Raw genomic sequence first — 16136 nt, forward strand, 5'->3', positions numbered from 1 at the left:
CTCAGGCGCGCGGAGGCTCCGACGGATGCGGGGCCTCCGGCGCGTTGGCCGCGCCCGAGCCGGCACCCGGTCCGCTCGTCGCGCCGCCGTCGAGCAGGTTGCGCGCGCGGTTCGCGTGCTCGGGCTCGACGATCACCGAGTACGACGACGCGACCACCTGCATCACCGAGGTGAAGTCGCGCCGGCGCCGGTTGAGCGCGTAGGCGGCGAGGCTGAACAGCATGCCGAAGGCGGCCCCGATGAGCACCGCGGCGAGCAGGAACGCGAGCGAGATCTGCGGCGAGAAGATGAGGAACAGGAGCCCGAAGAACACGCCGAGCCAGAGGCCAGACACCGCCCCGGTGAGCGCCGCGCGGCCGTAGCTCATGGTGCCGGTCACCTGCTCGACCGTCTTCAGGTCGCTGCCGACGATCGACACCTCCCGCACCGGGAACTCGTGGTGGGCGAGTCGGTCGACGGCCTCCTGGGCCTCGGGATAGGTCTCGTAGGTCGCGACGACCTCCCCGCGCGGGACGACCGGCGTCCGGAGGGGGCCGCGGCGACCGTTCGGCGTCGGGTTCGTCATGGGCCCATTCTCGCACGGGGCCGCGGATGCACGCCTGTGCACGGCTGGAGGAGCCCCGGTGAGACGGGTCTACAGTTGATGGATGTGAGTGCCACCAGAGTCTTCGTCGCCCGGCTGGCGGGGCGCTCCGTCTTCGACCCCGCCGGCGACCGGTTGGGAAAGGTGCGCGACGTCCTCGTCGTCTACCGTCACGACCATTCGCCGCGCGTCGTCGGTCTGATCGTCGAGATCCCGGGCAGGCGCCGCGTCTTCGTCTCGATCGGTCGGGTGACGAGCATCTCGAGCGGCCAGATCATCACCACGGGCCTCATCAACGTGCGCCGCTTCGAGCAGCGCGGCGGCGAGGTGCGTGTGATCGCGGAGCTCTTCGGTCGCACGATGCTCTTCACCGACGGGTCCGGCGAGGGCACCGTCGAGGACGTCTCGATCGTCGAGGTCGGCCCCGGCGAGTGGGAGGTCGCGCAGCTCTTCCTCCGTCGTCCCCGCAGCGGCCCCACGCCGTTCGGCAAGGGGGCGACCGTCATCGTCGACTGGGACGAGGTGCGCGAGAAGACAGCGAAGGGCGAGGCGCAGTCCGCCGAGCAGCTGATCGCGACCTACAGCGACATGAAGCCGGCCGACCTCGCCTCGACGCTGCTCGACCTCCCGCAGCAGCGCATGCTCGAGGTAGCGGAGGAGCTGCCGGACGACCGCCTCGCCGACGTGCTCGAGGAGATGCCCGAGAGCGAGCAGGTGGGCATCCTCGCCGGGCTCGACGACGACCGCGCCGCGGACGTGCTCGACCAGATGCAGCCCGACGACGCCGCCGACCTCATCGCGCAGCTCCCCGACGAGCGCGGCCAGCACCTCCTCGGACTCATGCAGCCCGAGGAGGCGGACGACGTCCGCATGCTGCTCCGCTACGAGCCCGACACCGCCGGTGGCCTGATGACCACCGAGCCGATCATCGTCTCGGCCGACGCGACGGTCGCGGAGGGCCTGGCCCTCATCCGCCGGCACGAGCTCGCCCCGGCGCTCGGCGCCGCGATCTGCGTGACCCTGCCGCCGTACGAGCCTCCGACGGGTCGCTTCCTCGGCATGGTGCACTTCCAGCGGATGCTGCGCTACCCGCCGCACGAGCGCCTCGGCACCCTCCTCGACCAGGGCCTCGACCCGGTCACGGCGACCACGAGCGCGGCCGACGTCGCGCGCATCCTCGCCAGCTACAACCTGGTGTCCGTCCCCGTGGTCGACGACGCCCACCGACTCGTCGGGGTGGTGACCATCGACGACGTCCTCGACTACCTCCTGCCCGACGACTGGCGAAGTACCGACAGCGACGACGACCCCCGCGGGTCGTCCACGCGACCGAAACCACGACCGCAGGCGGCCCTGAGCCCGGCCCCTGCGCTCCAGGCCCGCGCTGACCGCCCATCCCGTGGAAGGAGGACGACCGATGGCACGTGACGCACGAGACATCCCGCTCGACGCACCGAAGGGGCGCCGGCAGGGCGTCCTGCCCCGCCGACCGGCGAACCGCGACCGCTTCGGCCGCTTCACCGAGGCGATCGCCCGCGCCATGGGCACGCCCTGGTTCCTCATCGGCCTGACGCTCTTCTGCGTGGTGTGGATGCTGTTCAACTCGTTCGCGCCGGAGAGCTGGCGGTTCGACTCCGCCGCGATCGGCTTCACGGCGCTCACGCTGATCCTGTCGCTCCAGGCCTCCTACGCGGCTCCCCTCATCCTGTTGGCGCAGAACCGGCAGGACGACCGCGACCGCGTGCAGTTCGAGCAGGACAGGCAGCGCGCGGAGCGGAACCTCGCCGACACCGAGTACCTCGCCCGCGAGGTCGTGGCGCTGCGCCTCGCCCTGCAGGACGTCGCCAGCAAGGAGTTCATCCGGGCCGAGCTGCGGACGCTCCTCGAGGAGCTCGAGAAGGATCGCGCGGAAGAGGCGCTGCCGGCGAAGGACCGCGAGTGAGCGACGAGCGCCTGCTCGCCGCCCTCTCCCGGGTGATCGACCCCGAGATCCGCCGCCCGATCACCGAGCTCGACATGATCGCGGAGGCGCGGATCGACGGGTCGGGGACGGCACGGGTGGGCCTGCGGCTCACGATCGTGGGCTGCCCGGCCGCCCGGACGATCGAGCGGGACGTCCGCGACGCCGCGGCCTCGGTGCCCGGCGTCGCGACGGTCGACGTGGACGTGTCGGTGATGACGCCCGACCAGCGGGCCGCGCTGACGGAGCGCCTGAAGGGCCCGGGCACGCGCAGCATGCCGTTCGGGCCGGGGACGCTCACCCAGGTCTACGCCGTGACGAGCGGCAAGGGCGGTGTCGGGAAGTCGACGCTCACCGCGAACCTCGCCGTCGCCCTGGCGGCGCGCGGGCTCCGCGTGGGGCTCGTGGACGCGGACGTGCACGGCTTCTCCATTCCCGGCATCCTCGGGCTCGTGGACGAGACGGGAGCCGCCGTCCGTCCGACCCGGCTGGACGACATGATCCTGCCGCCGGTGGCCCACGGGGTGAAGACCATCTCGATCGGCATGTTCCTCGACCCGAGCGACCATGCCTCGGGGAAGGCCGTGGCGTGGCGGGGCCCCATGCTGCATCGCACGATCCAGCAGTTCCTCACCGATGTGTGGTTCGGCGACCTCGACGTGCTGCTGCTCGACCTGCCGCCGGGCACCGGCGACATCGCCATCTCGGTCGGCCAGCTGCTGCCGAACGCCGACGTCCTCGTCGTGACCACCCCGCAGGCGGCCGCGGCCGAGGTCGCCGAGCGATCGGGCCTCGTCGCCGCCCAGACCGGTCAGACGGTCTTCGGCGTCATCGAGAACATGGCCGGGCTGCCGCAACCCGACGGGTCGACGCTCGAGATCTTCGGCTCGGGCGGGGGCGAGCTCGTCGCCGACAGGCTCACCCGGACCACGGGCACCGAGGTGCCGCTGCTCGCGTCCGTGCCGATCAGCGTCGCCCTGCGCACGGGCGGCGATGCCGGTGTCCCCGTCGTGGTCGCCGCCCCCGCCGATCCGGCCGCACTCGCGATCGCCGCGGTCGCGGACCGCCTCGCTGCGCGCGGCCGGGGCCTCGCGGGCCGCTCCCTGCCGTTCTCGCGCGCGTAGCGACGGCCGGCCGGTCGGCTCGGGTCGCCGGTCGGCTCAGGTCGCCGGTCGGCTCAGGTCGCCTCGGCGTCGAAGGGCACACCCCGCACGTCGGACGGCCCGCCGGGGGTGACGGGCTTGCCCTCGGCCAGGGGCGCCATCGCCGCCGCGGCCGCCGGCCCGGGCCCGGATCGTGACACGGGCTTCAGCGCGGGCGCGGGCGCAGCGGATCCGGGCTCCTCGAGCAGGGCGTCGCGGATGATGCGTCGCGGGTCGTACTGACGCGGATCGAGCTTCTTCCAGTCGACCTCGTCGAACTCCGGCCCCATCTCCTCGCGCATGCGCTCCTTGGCGCCGTCGGCCATGCCGCGCAGCTGGCGTACGAAGCCCGCGAGCCGGGCGGCGTACTCCGGGAGACGCTGGGGTCCGATGACGAAGGCGGCGATGACCCCGATCAGCAGCAGCTTCTCGAAGGTCAGGCCGAACATGCCTGCATCCTATCGCCGTGGCCTGGCCGCTCCCCCGGCCCGCGTGGCACCCCGATGTGGTGACGGGCACTGCCTAAGCTGGTGATCGGAGGTCCTGTGTCACGCAAAGAGTCGAGCTGGAAGTACGCCGACGACGTCGTCGTCGATCGCCCCGGGGTGGTCGCCGCGCGCGCCCACTCGATCGAGCTGGGGGTTCGGGCGGTGTCCCCCGCCATCGGGAGCCAGCTCGCCGTGATCGCCGCGGCCACGGGAGCGACGTCGATCGTCGAGGTCGGAACGGGTGTGGGCGTCTCGGCGCTGTACTTCCTCGACGGTTCGCCCGAGGCCACGATCACCTCGATCGACACCGAGGCCGAGCACCAGCAGATCGCGCGCGCGGCGCTCCTCGAGGCCGGGGCCGCGCCCAACCGCATCCGACTCATCACGGGCAAGGCGGCCGATGTGCTGCCCCGCCTGAACGACGACGCCTACGACCTCGTCCTCCTCGACGCCGACCCGGCCTCGATCATCGACTACGTCGAGCATGCGCTGCGGATCGTGCGCTCCGGCGGGGTGGTGCTCATCCCCCACGCCCTCTGGGAGGATCGTGTCGCCGACCCCGCCTCACGGGGCGACGTCGAGAGCGACTTCCGGATGCTCGCCGGCGAGATGGCGGCCTCCGCCGTCGTCGTCTCGGCGGTGTCGCCGGCCGGCGACGGCCTGCTCCAGGTCGTGAAGCGCCCTCCGGCGCAGTAGCCGCCGCCGTCCGGGGGGACGACGACGGCCCCGGCGCCCGAGAGGGCGACCGGGGCCGGAGAAGGCTGTCCGTCAGGCGGGGCTGACGACCCCCGCGAGTGCGTCGTGGAGCTCCTTCGCCTCCTCGTCGTTGACGGAGACGACGAGACGCCCCCCGCCTTCCAGAGGTACGCGCACGATGATGAGGCGTCCTTCCTTCACTGCCTCCATCGGTCCGTCGCCGGTCCTGGGCTTCATGGCCGCCATTCGGCTCCCCTTTCGTGTCCTGGTTCCATTATCCCGCATGCTCACCGGGCCGGTCGACCCGCCGCTCCGCCGCGCGTCACGAAGCGGATCACGGCGGCGTCCAGTCGGCGCCGTAGACCGCCCAGCAGATCAGCAGCCAGCCGATCTGCAGAGCCACGCTCACGATCACGAGGAGCACGCGGAACACGACCGACCGTGGGACGGCCGCGGCGCCGAGGAGCGGGAACATGGGCATCAGCAGGCGGAAGGTGCTCGACTGCGGGAAGAAGACCGCCAGCAGGTAGACCCCGTAGGCTCCGACCCAGAGCCGCAGGTCGACGCCCAGCCGCTTCACCCAGGGCGAGAAGAGGATCGCCACGAAGAGGGCGATGAGGACCACCACGAGGATGGCGCCGAGCGGCGCGCCGAGCCACCAGTTGCCGCCCTGGAACCACGCGGTGAAGGGCACCAGCTCGACGTAGCCGATGTAGGGCGCCCGCCAGGCGAGCTCCGTGTCGGTGTACGCGGTCAGGTCGCCGGTGGCGAGCCACGCGATCGCCGGCCAGGCGAGGCCGAGGAGACCGCTGTAGACCGCGAGCACCGAGGTGAGGACACGCTGGCGCAGCGGATAGGGATCGCGGGCTCGGGTGACGAACCGCACGACCGTGTGGAGCACCAGGAACAGGGCGAAGGCGAGCCCGCTCGGCCGGGTGAAGGCCATGATGGGCACCACCAGGAACAACCAACCGTAGCGCCGCAGCACCACGAGGTAGAGGGCGATGACGAGCAGGAGCGTGTACATCGACTCGGCGTACGACAGCTGGAGCAGCGGCGAGACGGGAGCCACGCAGAACAGGAGCACCGCGAACAGCGCCTGACCATCGGCCCCGAGCACGTGGCGCATCAGGCGATAGAAGACGAGGGCGGCGGCGAGCCCGCAGACCACCGAGACGCCGAGGGCCAGGACCTCCCACTGCCCGCCCGTCGCGAAGCGGAGCAGCGACACCAGGAACGGGTATCCGGGCATGAACGCCCAGGCGTTCTCCCCGACGTGGCCCGTGTCGGTGATCGGCAGGGTCGACGGGTAGCCGTAGAAGGAGACGATCTTGTACCAGTTGCCGTCCCAGATCGCGGAGTAGGCGAGGTAGGGCGGATGAGGGCCGGTCCAGGGATTCTGCTCCTGGGTGCTCGCGATGACCAGGATGATCGCGGTCGTCAGCAGCCTGGTCAGGAGCCAGACCACCACCACCCTCGCCCACCACGGGGTCGAGCGGAGGCGCACCGCCAGTCGCGAGGCCACCGTGCCGGGCTCAGGCGGTCAGCCAGGCGCGCAGGGCCCGCTCGCACGACTCGATCTGCGAGACGAGCACCCGCTCGTCGTCGGCATGGGCCTTGAGCGGGTCACCGGGGCCGAAGTTGACCGCCGGCACCCCCATCGCCGAGAAGCGCGCCACGTCGGTCCAGCCGTACTTCGGCTTCGCCTCACCGCCGACCGCCTCCAGGAACCGCTGCGCGAGCGGCGCGTCGAGGCCCGGTCGGGCGCCCTCCGCGAGGTCGACGATGCGGACGTCGTAGCCGGGGAACAGCTCGCGGACGTGCGCCTCGGCCTCGGCGCCGGAACGGTTCGGTGCGAAGCGGTAGTTGACGTGAACCATGACCTCGTCGGGGATGACGTTGCCCGCGACCCCGCCCGTGATGCCGACGGCGTTGAGCCCCTCCCGGTAGACGAGCCCGTCGACCTCGACCTGTCGCGGCTCGTACGCCGCCAGCGTGTCGAGCACGGGCGCCGCCTTGTGGATCGCGTTGTCGCCCACCCAGCTACGGGCCGAGTGCGCCCTCAGGCCGTAGGCGCGGATCTCGGCTCGGAGGTTGCCGTTGCAGCCGCCCTCGACGCTGGAGTTCGACGGCTCTCCGAGGATCGCGAAGTCGCCGGCGAACAGGTCGGGCCGGTTGCGCGCGAGCCTGGTCAACCCGTTGAGCTCGTTCGACACCTCCTCGTGGTCGTACCACATCCAGGTGATGTCGACGTTCGGCTCGGTGAGCTCGGCGGCGAGCTTCAGCTGCACGGCCACCCCGGCCTTCATGTCGACGGTGCCGCGGCCCCAGAGGTACTCCTCACCGTCGAGGGTCTCGTACCTCGTCGGCACGTTCCCGTTGATCGGCACGGTGTCGATGTGCCCAGCGATGACGACGCGCTGGTCACGGCCCAGGTTCGTGCGCGCCACGATCGTGTCGCCGTCGCGGACGATCTCCAGGTGGTGCGCATCCGCCAGGGCGGCGACGATCGCGTCGGCGATGACGCCCTCGTCGCCGGAGACCGACGGGATGTCGCACAGCTGCTGCGTGAGCACGGTGGACGAGAGCGAGAGGTCGAGGACCGGATGCGCGGGGTCGAAGTCTGGCACCCGACAAGTCTAGGCGGGGGCTCCCTCTAGCATGGGATCCATGCCCTCAGAGACGCTCAGCTCGACCGCGCCCGCTCCCACCCACGTGTGGGGACACGGCCTCGCCACCGTCGCCTCCGACGGCAGCGTGCTCGACACCTGGTTCCCCGCGCCGGCCACGGGCGTCGCCCCGAGCGGCGACGGGATCCCCGCCGACCTCGCCGCGCAGGCCGTGCCCGACGACCGTCGGGCGGTCACCGTCGAGACGGTCACCGTCTCGATCGAGCTCGCCGCGCCCCCGGCGTCGACATCCGACGCCTACCTGCGCCTGCACGCGCTCTCCCACCTCCTGGTCGCCCCGAACGGGCTGAACCTCGACGGGATCTTCGCCCACCTCCCGAACGTGGTGTGGACGAACGCCGGCCCCGTGCATCCCGCCGACATCGACCGGCTGCGGCGTCCGCTGCTTCGCGAGGGCATCCAGGCCTACGCCGTCGACAAGTTCCCGCGCCTGCTCGACTACGTCACGCCGGATCGCGTGCGCATCGCGGACGGATCGCGCGTCCGCCTCGGCGCCCACCTCGCACCGGGCACGGTGGTCATGCACGAGGGCTTCGTCAACTTCAACGCCGGCACGCTCGGCCAGTCGATGGTCGAGGGCCGCATCTCCCAGGGCGTCGTCGTGGGCGACGGGTCCGACATCGGCGGCGGCGCCTCCATCATGGGCACGCTCTCCGGCGGCGGCACGCAGCGCGTCGCCATCGGACGCCGCGCCCTCCTCGGCGCCAACGCGGGCGTGGGCATCTCGATCGGCGACGACACCGTGGTCGAGGCGGGCCTCTACGTCACCGCGGGCACCAAGGTGGTCCTGAAGGACGGGGGCGACGAGCGCACGGTGAAGGCCGTCGAGCTGTCCGGCGTGCCGAACCTCCTGTTCCGCCGCAACTCCCTCACGGGCGCGGTCGAGGCGGTCTCGCGCTCGGGCTCGGGCATCACGCTCAACGCCGCCCTGCACGCCTGACGCGCTCGCCCGCCCGCTCAGCGAGCGGGGAGGTCGCGCTGCGGCGAGCCGACGTAGAGCTGCTGCGGGCGGCCGATCTTCGTCTGCGGGTCGTCGAACATCTCGCGGTAGTGGGCGATCCAGCCGGGAAGGCGGCCGATCGCGAACAGCACCGTGAACATCCGCGTGGGGAAGCCCATCGCCTTATAGATGACGCCGGTGTAGAAGTCGACGTTCGGGTAGAGGCGCCGCTCCTTGAAGTAGTCGTCGGCCAGGGCGATGCCCTCGAGCTCCTTGGCGATGTCGAGCAGGTCGTCCTGGACGCCCAGGGCCGCGAGCACCTCGTCGGCGCTCTCCTTGACGAGCTTCGCCCGCGGGTCGTAGTTCTTGTAGACGCGGTGCCCGAAGCCCATGAGGCGGATGCCGGACTGCTTGTTCTTCACCTTCTCGACGAACTTCTCCACGCCCTCGCCCGAGTCGCGGATCTGGGCGAGCATCGTCAGCACCGCCTCGTTCGCCCCGCCGTGGAGCGGCCCGAAGAGGGCGTTGATCCCGGCCGAGATCGAGGCGTACATGTTCGCCTCGGTCGATCCGACGAGACGGACCGTCGACGTCGACGCGTTCTGCTCGTGGTCCTCGTGGAGGATGAGGAGCCGCTCGAGCGCCTTCGACAGCACCGGGTTCACCTCGTACGGCTCGGCGAGGGTGCCGAAGTTCAGGCGCAGGAAGTTGTCGACGAAGCTCAGCGAGTTGTCGGGGTACAGGAACGCCTGGCCGATGCTCTTCTTGTGCGCGTACGCCGCCATGACGGGAAGCTTCGCCAGGAGGCGGATCGTCGAGATCTCGAGGTCCTCCGGCTTGTGGGGGTCGGTCGAGTCCTGGTAGTAGGTCGAGAGCGCCGAGACGCCCGAGGAGAGCACCGACATCGGGTGCGCGTCGTACGGCAGCGCGTCGAAGAAGCGCTTGAGGTCCTCGTGGAGGAGGGTGTGACGGCGGATGCGCTCGTCGAACGCTTCGAGCTCGGAGGCGCTCGGCAGCTCGCCGTAGATGAGGAGCCACGCGGTCTCGAGATAGGTCAGGCTCTTGGCCACCTGCTCGATGGGGTACCCGCGGTAGCGGAGGATGCCCTGATCCCCGTCGATGTAGGTGATCCGCGACTTCACCGCCGCCGTGTTGACGAAGCCGTAGTCGAGCGTGGTGAGGCCGGTGTCCTTCGTCAGACGCGAGACGTCGATCGCCGACGCGCCGTCGACGCTCCTCAGCACGGGCAGCTCGGTGGTCGTGCCCTCGTAGGTCAGAGTGGCCTTCGGTGCGTCGTTCGCGGTCTGACCGGCGTCAGTCACAGCGCCTCCTCGAGTGTTCCTGCGTGATTGCCGAGCAGACGCGAAGGATCGAGACCCCCGGTGACGTCAGCCCGTATACAGCCTAGACCGACGGAAACCCTACTGTCGCATCCGCCCGAGACGGGCGGGCGGCATTGGAGGAAGCCTACGAACGTCGCCGGGCGTCCAGGCGGTCCGCCGCGGCGCGGATCCGCTCGTCGGTGGCGGTGAGCGAGAACCGCACGTGCTGCGGGAAGTGGTCGCCGTAGAAGGCGCCCGGGCCCGCGAGGACGCCGAGGTCGGCGAGCCACGACACGGTGTCCCAGCAGTCGACGCCCTCGGTGGCCCAGAGGTAGAGACCCGCCTCGCTGCGGTCGATGCGCAGCCCCGCGCGCTCGAGAGCCGGAGCGAGCACCGCGCGCCTGGCGCGGTAGCGCTCCTTCTGCTCGGCCACGTGGGCGTCGTCGCCGAGGGCGACCGTCATCGCGTGCTGCACGGGAGCGGGCGGCATCATCCCCGCCTGCTTCCGGACGGTGAGGAGCCGGGCGATGAGCGCGGGGTCGCCGGCCGCGAACGCGGCCCGGTAGCCGGCGAGGTTCGACTGCTTGCTGAGCGAGTAGGCGGCCAGGATCCCCGTGAGGTCGCCTCCGGTCACGCGAGGATCGAGCACGCTCGGGACCGGCTCGTCGGCCCACCGACCCTCCCAGCCGAGCTCCGCGTAGCACTCGTCGCCCACGACGACGGCCCCGAGCTCTCGCGCCCGGGCCACGGCGGCCACCAGCTGCTCGACCTCGAGCACGCTGCCGTCGGGGTTGCCCGGGCTGTTCAGCCAGACGAGCCTGGTGGCCTCGGGCCACTCGGCGGGATCGTCGGAGGCGAAGGACTCGGCACCGGCGATGACCGCCCCCATGGCGTAGGTCGGGTAGGCGGCACGCGGATGCACGACGACGTCGCCCTGCCCGAGGCCCAGCATGAAGGGCAGCCAGGCGACGAACTCCTTCGAGCCGATCGTCGGGAGCACCTCGGCGTCGTCGAGGCCCGTCACGCCGCGGCGCCGCGCATACCAGTCCACGATCGCGCGACGCAGCGCGGGCGTGCCGGCGGTGGCGGGGTAGCCGTGCGCGTCGGTCGCCTCGGAGAGCGCTCGACGGACGACGTCGGGCGTCGGGTCGACCGGCGATCCGATCGAGAGGTCGACGAGGCCGTCAGGATGCGCGGCCGCCCGGGCGGCGAAGGGCGCCATGGCGTCCCACGGGTAGTCGGGCAGGGCGCCCAGCGCCACCTAGTGACCCTCGCCCTGAGGGGGCAGAGCGGCCACCAGCGGGTGGTCGTACTTGATCACGCCGACCTTCGCCGCGCCGCCGGGCGAACCGACCTCGTCGAAGAACTCGACGTTGGCCTTGTAGTAGTCGGCCCACTCCTCGGGGAGGTCGTCCTCGTAGTAGATCGCCTCGACGGGGCACACCGGCTCGCAGGCGCCGCAGTCGACGCACTCGTCGGGGTGGATGTAGAGCGACCGTTCACCCTCGTAGATGCAGTCGACCGGGCACTCGTCGATGCAGGCGCGGTCTTTGACGTCGACGCATGGAAGGGCGATGACATAGGTCACAGTGGTTCAGGTCCTCTCAGGTCCAGCTCTTCGATTCTACGCCGAGGGATCGGGTCGCCCCGACCGCACGGGCGTGCGGCGGAACCGGGGCCAGACGACGATGACGAGAGCCACGATCACCGCCCCGTAGAGCCACAGGGGCCCCTCCCCCGTCCCGGTGATGAGGATCGACCCGCCCTGGCTGGGGAGGACGAACAGGGCGACCACGCCGAGGGCGCCCACGGCTCCCAGCACCGAGTACAGCCGCGACTCGAAGCTCAGCCGGAGGCCGAGCAGCAGGAGCGCGAGGGCGATCAGCGCGAGCACGAGCCCGAGGGGCGCCTCCCAGCCGGCGAGGGAGATCGTGACCATGTGGACGACAGTCCCGAGAGCGCCGAACACGGCGCCGAGCAGCAGGGAGACGATGCCCCCGAGGATCCGGGCGGACAGCGAGGCACGCGGGGCCGGGGGCGGGGCGTCGGACAGCACTCGACCACGATAGTCCGCGGTTGCTGAGCGCCGGGCCGGAGCCTCGGCGCCCCCGTTCCGCTCCGTGGTCGTTCGCGCTGGACAAAGATCCGGTCCGCGGTCTAGAGTCGCTACGCCTAAGGCAAGCCTTACCTCAGGTAGGCATCCCTCACCCAGCAGAACAGGTCCCCGTGCTCGCCAACTTCCTCATCGGGCTCCGCGAAGGCCTCGAGGCCGCTCTCGTCGTCGGCATTCTCATCGCGTACGTGCGCAAGCTCGACCGACGCGACGTGCTGGTCCGCATCTGGTTCGGCGTCGGCATCGCGATCGTCGTCTCGCTGGGGCTCGGCGCGATCCTGACCTTCGGCGCCTACGGCCTCACCTTCGAGGCGCAGGAGGCGATCGGAGGCAGCCTCTCCATCGTCGCGACCGGGTTCGTGACGTGGATGGTGTTCTGGATGCTGCGGACCTCCAAGAACCTCAAGGGCACCCTGCAGGCCGACATCGACAAGGCCCTCGTCGGCGCGGGGTGGAGCCTGGTCCTGCTCGCGTTCCTCTCCGTCGGGCGCGAGGGCATCGAGACGGCCCTGTTCATCTGGGCCGCGGCCCAGGCCACCGGGCAGACGCTCCTCCCCCTCGTCGGCGCGCTGCTCGGCATCCTCCTCGCGGTCGTGCTCGGCTGGCTGATCTACCGCGGCATGGTGCGGATCAACCTCGCCCGCTTCTTCGCCTGGTCGGGCGTGTTCCTCATCCTCGTCGCCGCGGGCGTGCTGTCCTACGGGGTGCACGACCTGCAGGAGGCCGGCATCCTGCCGGGGCTCGGCGCGCTGGCCTTCGACGTCAGCGCCGCGATCCCGCCGGACAGCTGGTACGGCACCCTCCTGAAGGGCGTCTTCAACTTCTCGCCGGCCACGACCTGGCTCGAGGCGATCGCGTGGACCGTCTACTTCGTCCCCACAATGGCCGCGTTCCTCGTCCTCGCCTTCCGGAAGCCGGGATCGCGATCGGCCGGCGACTCCGCGACCGCAGCACCCGCGGGAACAGCACCCGCCGCTGCGGCCACCACCCCCAGCACCTCGACCACCCCTCACCTGGAGCATCCGTGAACCTCAAGCCCCTCCTCGCCTCGGGCGGCGCCGGCGTCGTCCTCCTCGCCCTCGCCGGCTGCGTGCCCAACAACCCGTCGTCCTCCGACGCGGCGGGCGCGATCACCGTCGACAGCTCGGCCGACTCCTGCACGGTCTCCGCCGACAGCGCGACGAGCGGCACGCTCACCTTCTCGGTGACGAACTCCGGCGACCAGGTGACCGAGTTCTACCTGCTGGGAGACGACGGCCTGCGCATCGTGGGCGAGGTCGAGAACGTCGGCCCCGGCATCTCGCGCGACCTCGTGGTGCAGGCGCAGCCCGGCGACTACTACACCGTCTGCAAGCCGGGCATGGTCGGCGACGGCGTCGGCAAGGCCGCGTTCACCGTCAGCGGCGATCGTGTCGAGCTCGACGGGGACCTGCAGGCGCAGGTCGACCAGGCGGCGACCAACTACGTGGCGTACGTCAAGGACCAGGTCGCCCAGCTCGTGACCGGCACCGACACGTTCCTCGACGCCTACACGTCCGGCGACGACGCCACCGCCCGCTCGCTCTACGCCATCACCCGGGCGAACTACGAGCGCATCGAGCCCGTCGCGGAGTCGTTCGGCGACCTCGACCCGGAGATCGACTTCCGCGAGGCCGATGTCGCCGAGGGCGACGAGTGGACCGGATGGCACCGGATCGAGAAGGACCTCTTCCCGCCGACCGCCGCGGAGAACGGTGGCGTGGAGTACACCCCGCTGACCCAGGACCAGCGCACGATGTACGCCGACAAGCTGCGCGACAACACGCAGGAGCTGTACGACGCCGTGCACGACCCGTCGTACACGGTGACGATCGACGCCATCTCCAACGGGGCCATCGGCCTGCTCGAGGAGGTCGCCAGCGGCAAGATCACCGGCGAGGAGGAGATCTGGTCGCACACCGACCTGTGGGACTTCCAGGCCAACCTCGAGGGCGCGAAGGTCGCCTACGAGGGCGTCCGCGACATCGCCCTCGAGAAGGACCCGAAGCTCGTCGACGAGATCGACCAGCGGTTCCAGACGCTGCAGAGCACCCTCGCGACGTACGGCAGCCTCGACAGCGGGTTCGTGTACTACAACGACCTGACCACCGAGCAGGTCAAGCAGCTCGCAGACCAGGTCAACGCGCTGAGCGAGCCGCTCAGCCAGCTCACCGCGACGCTGGTCGGCTGACGACTACGATCGACGACGTGCCCGAGCACGACGACCAGGAACCCGAAGCCCGCGGCCTCTCCCGCCGCGGGCTCTTCGGGCTCGGTGCGGGCCTGCTCGGCGCCGGTCTCGGCGCCGGTGCCACGTTCGCCGTGGGCCAGGCGGTCTCCGCCTCGGCGGGTGGCGGGACGGCCACCGCGGCCACCGTCTACCCGTTCTACGACGACCACCAGGCCGGCATCGTCACCCCCGCCCAGGATCGGCTCCACTTCGCCTCGTTCGACGTCGCCGACATCTCGCGCGACGACCTCGTCGGGCTCCTCCAGGACTGGGCGGACGCGGCAGCGCTGATGACGGCGGGGACACCCGCCGGCAGGTACGGGGCCGTGAACGGCCCCTACGACGCTCCGCCGGACGACACGGGCGAGGCACTCGGTCTGCCCGCCTCCGGGCTCACCCTGACCTTCGGATTCGGTCCGAGCCTGTTCACCTCGGCCGACGGCACCGACCGGTTCGGGCTCGCCTCCCAGCGGCCCGAGGCCCTCGTCGACCTGCCGCACTTCCCCGCCGACGCGCTCGTCGAGACTCTGACGGGTGGCGACCTCTGCATCCAGGCCTGCAGCGAGGACCCTCAGGTCGCGGTGCACGCCATCCGCAACCTGTCGCGGATCGCCTTCGGCCGGGCCGCCCTGCGCTGGTCGCAGCTGGGCTTCGGCCGGACGAGCTCGACCAGCACGGCGCAGCAGACCCCGCGGAACCTGTTCGGCTTCAAGGACGGCACGGCCAACATCAAGGCCGAGGACCGGACCACGGTCGACGCACAGGTCTGGGCTCAGCCCGGCGACGGTCCGTCGTGGATGGACGGCGGCTCCTATCTCGTCGCCCGCAAGATCCGCATGACGATCGAGACCTGGGACCGCACCTCCCTCCGCGAGCAGGAGGCCGTCATCGGCCGCACGAAGGGCGAGGGGGCGCCGTACTCCGGCGGAACCGAGTTCACCGCTCCCGACTTCTCCGCCACCGGCCAGGGCGGCAAGCCGCTCATCGCGGCCGACTCCCACGTGCGCCTGGCGCATCCGGATCAGAACTCCGGAGCGCAGCTGCTGCGCCGCGGCTACAACTTCGTCGACGGCAACGACGACCTCGGACGCCTCAACGCCGGGCTCTTCTTCATCGCCTACCAGCGCGACCCGCGGACCCAGTTCATCCCCATCCAGGAGAACCTGGCGAAGAACGACGCGATGAACGAGTACGTCCGCCATGTGGGCAGCGGCATCTGGGCGATCCCCCCGGGCGCCCGCACGGGCAGCTTCCCCGGCGCCTCCCTCTTCGCCTAGAGACGCCTTTCGCCACACTCCTGGCCTTTCGCCATACGCATGCGCTTGCGAAAGGCCAGCAGTGTGGCGAGAGTCATACTCTGGGGCCCCGCCCTATTGGACGAAGCTGACCGTCTGACGGTGCTGACCGGCAGCGTACGTCACGTCCGCCCAGATGCGCACAAGCTCGCCATCGCTGGCAGGCGTGTATGACGTCCCGATCGACCAGCTCTGGCAATCAGTGGAGACCACATCCTTCGCACCCAGCTCGACGGTGGTCCCATCCTGCGTATATGCCAGAGCGTTGACATAGATGGTGTCCAGATCTCCCAGCGCACCCGAGCAGATGTCGATCGACTCAAGGGTGTGACCACTCCAATGCCCGACTACCGCAAGGGTGAAGGTCGTCCCATAGTCCTGGTAGTCGGTGTTTCCGCTGACCAGACTCGACGTTCCCACCGACACGACCGTCAGATCACTCGCTGATGCCGGAGCCGTGGCCGTCGCAGTGAATAGCGCGGCAAGTGTGGCGCCCACAGCAGCCATCCAGCCCCGTCGGCGTCTCCTGCGATGACCCACTGACCCATCCACGCCGCTCGCATCAGCAAGGTCCAACGCCTTCGCTTCATTGGTCGTCATCATGGCCTACCCCTTCCCTCAGATTCAGGAACTGGTCAGAGCCTTGCACTTTTGGCCCC

Annotated in this window: 18 protein-coding genes; 8 read left to right on the forward strand and 10 right to left on the reverse strand. The window is 70.7% G+C overall.

From position 1 onward, the window contains the following. Window position 1: 1 nt before the first annotated feature. A complete protein-coding gene (locus tag IEX69_RS04085) occupies window positions 2-565 on the reverse strand; it encodes a LapA family protein (RefSeq protein ID WP_085019835.1) in 564 nt (187 codons plus the stop codon). Between the two features lie 84 nt (window positions 566-649). Here IEX69_RS04085 and IEX69_RS04090 point away from each other — a divergent pair, with 84 nt between their 5' ends. The 3 genes from IEX69_RS04090 to IEX69_RS04100 are packed head-to-tail and all read left to right on the forward strand — an operon-like array spanning window position 650 to window position 3667. After that, a complete protein-coding gene (locus tag IEX69_RS04090) occupies window positions 650-2011 on the forward strand; it encodes a magnesium transporter MgtE N-terminal domain-containing protein (RefSeq protein WP_085021467.1) in 1362 nt (453 codons plus the stop codon). After that, window positions 2001-2525, forward strand: coding sequence for a DUF1003 domain-containing protein (locus IEX69_RS04095; protein ID WP_085019836.1), 525 nt, complete (start codon window positions 2001-2003; stop codon window positions 2523-2525). The genes IEX69_RS04090 and IEX69_RS04095 overlap by 11 nt, the downstream gene beginning before the upstream one ends. Then, window positions 2522-3667 (forward strand): P-loop NTPase, encoded by a 1146-nt coding sequence (locus IEX69_RS04100; protein ID WP_085019837.1) that lies wholly within the window; start codon window positions 2522-2524, stop codon window positions 3665-3667. Before IEX69_RS04095 ends, IEX69_RS04100 begins: the two co-directional genes overlap by 4 nt. Before the next feature lie 53 nt (window positions 3668-3720). Here IEX69_RS04100 and IEX69_RS04105 read toward each other — a convergent pair whose 3' ends face one another. Next, window positions 3721-4134, reverse strand: coding sequence for a twin-arginine translocase TatA/TatE family subunit (locus IEX69_RS04105; RefSeq protein WP_085019838.1), 414 nt, complete (start codon window positions 4132-4134; stop codon window positions 3721-3723). Window positions 4135-4230: 96 nt separating this feature from the next. Between IEX69_RS04105 and IEX69_RS04110 the strand changes: the two genes are divergently transcribed. Next, window positions 4231-4869 (forward strand): O-methyltransferase, encoded by a 639-nt coding sequence (locus tag IEX69_RS04110; protein WP_085019839.1) that lies wholly within the window; start codon window positions 4231-4233, stop codon window positions 4867-4869. Between the two features lie 72 nt (window positions 4870-4941). Here the strand turns inward: IEX69_RS04110 and IEX69_RS04115 are convergent, their stop codons facing one another. The 3 genes from IEX69_RS04115 to dapE form a co-directional block, all read right to left on the reverse strand. Further along, window positions 4942-5115, reverse strand: a complete 174-nt coding sequence (locus IEX69_RS04115; protein WP_085019840.1) for a DUF3117 domain-containing protein — start codon at window positions 5113-5115, stop codon at window positions 4942-4944. A gap of 88 nt (window positions 5116-5203) precedes the next feature. Further along, window positions 5204-6394, reverse strand: a complete 1191-nt coding sequence (locus IEX69_RS04120; protein ID WP_085019841.1) for a mannosyltransferase family protein — start codon at window positions 6392-6394, stop codon at window positions 5204-5206. A gap of 10 nt (window positions 6395-6404) precedes the next feature. Then, on the reverse strand, window positions 6405-7499 hold the full coding sequence (dapE, locus tag IEX69_RS04125; RefSeq protein WP_085019842.1) for a succinyl-diaminopimelate desuccinylase: 1095 nt from the start codon (window positions 7497-7499) through the stop codon (window positions 6405-6407). A gap of 40 nt (window positions 7500-7539) precedes the next feature. On the opposite strand from dapE, the gene dapD reads away from it, so the two are divergent. Then, window positions 7540-8499 carry a 2,3,4,5-tetrahydropyridine-2,6-dicarboxylate N-succinyltransferase gene (gene dapD / locus IEX69_RS04130; protein WP_085019843.1) on the forward strand — a complete coding sequence of 320 codons (960 nt, stop codon included), beginning with the start codon at window positions 7540-7542 and terminating at the stop codon, window positions 8497-8499. Window positions 8500-8516: 17 nt separating this feature from the next. Here dapD and IEX69_RS04135 read toward each other — a convergent pair whose 3' ends face one another. The 4 genes from IEX69_RS04135 to IEX69_RS04150 form a co-directional block, all read right to left on the reverse strand. Continuing rightward, on the reverse strand, window positions 8517-9821 hold the full coding sequence (locus IEX69_RS04135; protein ID WP_085019844.1) for a citrate synthase: 1305 nt from the start codon (window positions 9819-9821) through the stop codon (window positions 8517-8519). A 145-nt stretch (window positions 9822-9966) separates the two neighbouring features. Further along, complete coding sequence (gene dapC / locus IEX69_RS04140; RefSeq protein WP_085019845.1) at window positions 9967-11082, reverse strand: succinyldiaminopimelate transaminase; 1116 nt, start codon at window positions 11080-11082, stop codon at window positions 9967-9969. Continuing rightward, on the reverse strand, window positions 11083-11409 hold the full coding sequence (gene fdxA / locus IEX69_RS04145) for a ferredoxin (protein ID WP_085019846.1): 327 nt from the start codon (window positions 11407-11409) through the stop codon (window positions 11083-11085). It abuts the gene before it with no gap. 36 nt (window positions 11410-11445) lie between these two features. Further along, window positions 11446-11877, reverse strand: a complete 432-nt coding sequence (locus tag IEX69_RS04150; RefSeq protein WP_085019847.1) for a hypothetical protein — start codon at window positions 11875-11877, stop codon at window positions 11446-11448. Between the two features lie 170 nt (window positions 11878-12047). Between IEX69_RS04150 and efeU the strand changes: the two genes are divergently transcribed. The 3 genes from efeU to efeB are packed head-to-tail and all read left to right on the forward strand — an operon-like array spanning window position 12048 to window position 15459. Further along, window positions 12048-12962, forward strand: coding sequence for an iron uptake transporter permease EfeU (gene efeU / locus IEX69_RS04155; RefSeq protein ID WP_085019848.1), 915 nt, complete (start codon window positions 12048-12050; stop codon window positions 12960-12962). After that, on the forward strand, window positions 12959-14143 hold the full coding sequence (gene efeO / locus IEX69_RS04160; protein ID WP_085019849.1) for an iron uptake system protein EfeO: 1185 nt from the start codon (window positions 12959-12961) through the stop codon (window positions 14141-14143). The genes efeU and efeO overlap by 4 nt, the downstream gene beginning before the upstream one ends. A gap of 17 nt (window positions 14144-14160) precedes the next feature. After that, window positions 14161-15459 (forward strand): iron uptake transporter deferrochelatase/peroxidase subunit, encoded by a 1299-nt coding sequence (gene efeB, locus IEX69_RS04165; protein ID WP_085019850.1) that lies wholly within the window; start codon window positions 14161-14163, stop codon window positions 15457-15459. Window positions 15460-15552: 93 nt separating this feature from the next. Here the strand turns inward: efeB and IEX69_RS04170 are convergent, their stop codons facing one another. Next, a complete protein-coding gene (locus IEX69_RS04170) occupies window positions 15553-16080 on the reverse strand; it encodes a hypothetical protein (protein ID WP_157127184.1) in 528 nt (175 codons plus the stop codon). Window positions 16081-16136: the final 56 nt, after the last annotated feature.

Source organism: Cnuibacter physcomitrellae (genome assembly GCF_014640535.1).
Lineage (GTDB): Bacteria > Actinomycetota > Actinomycetes > Actinomycetales > Microbacteriaceae > Cnuibacter > Cnuibacter physcomitrellae.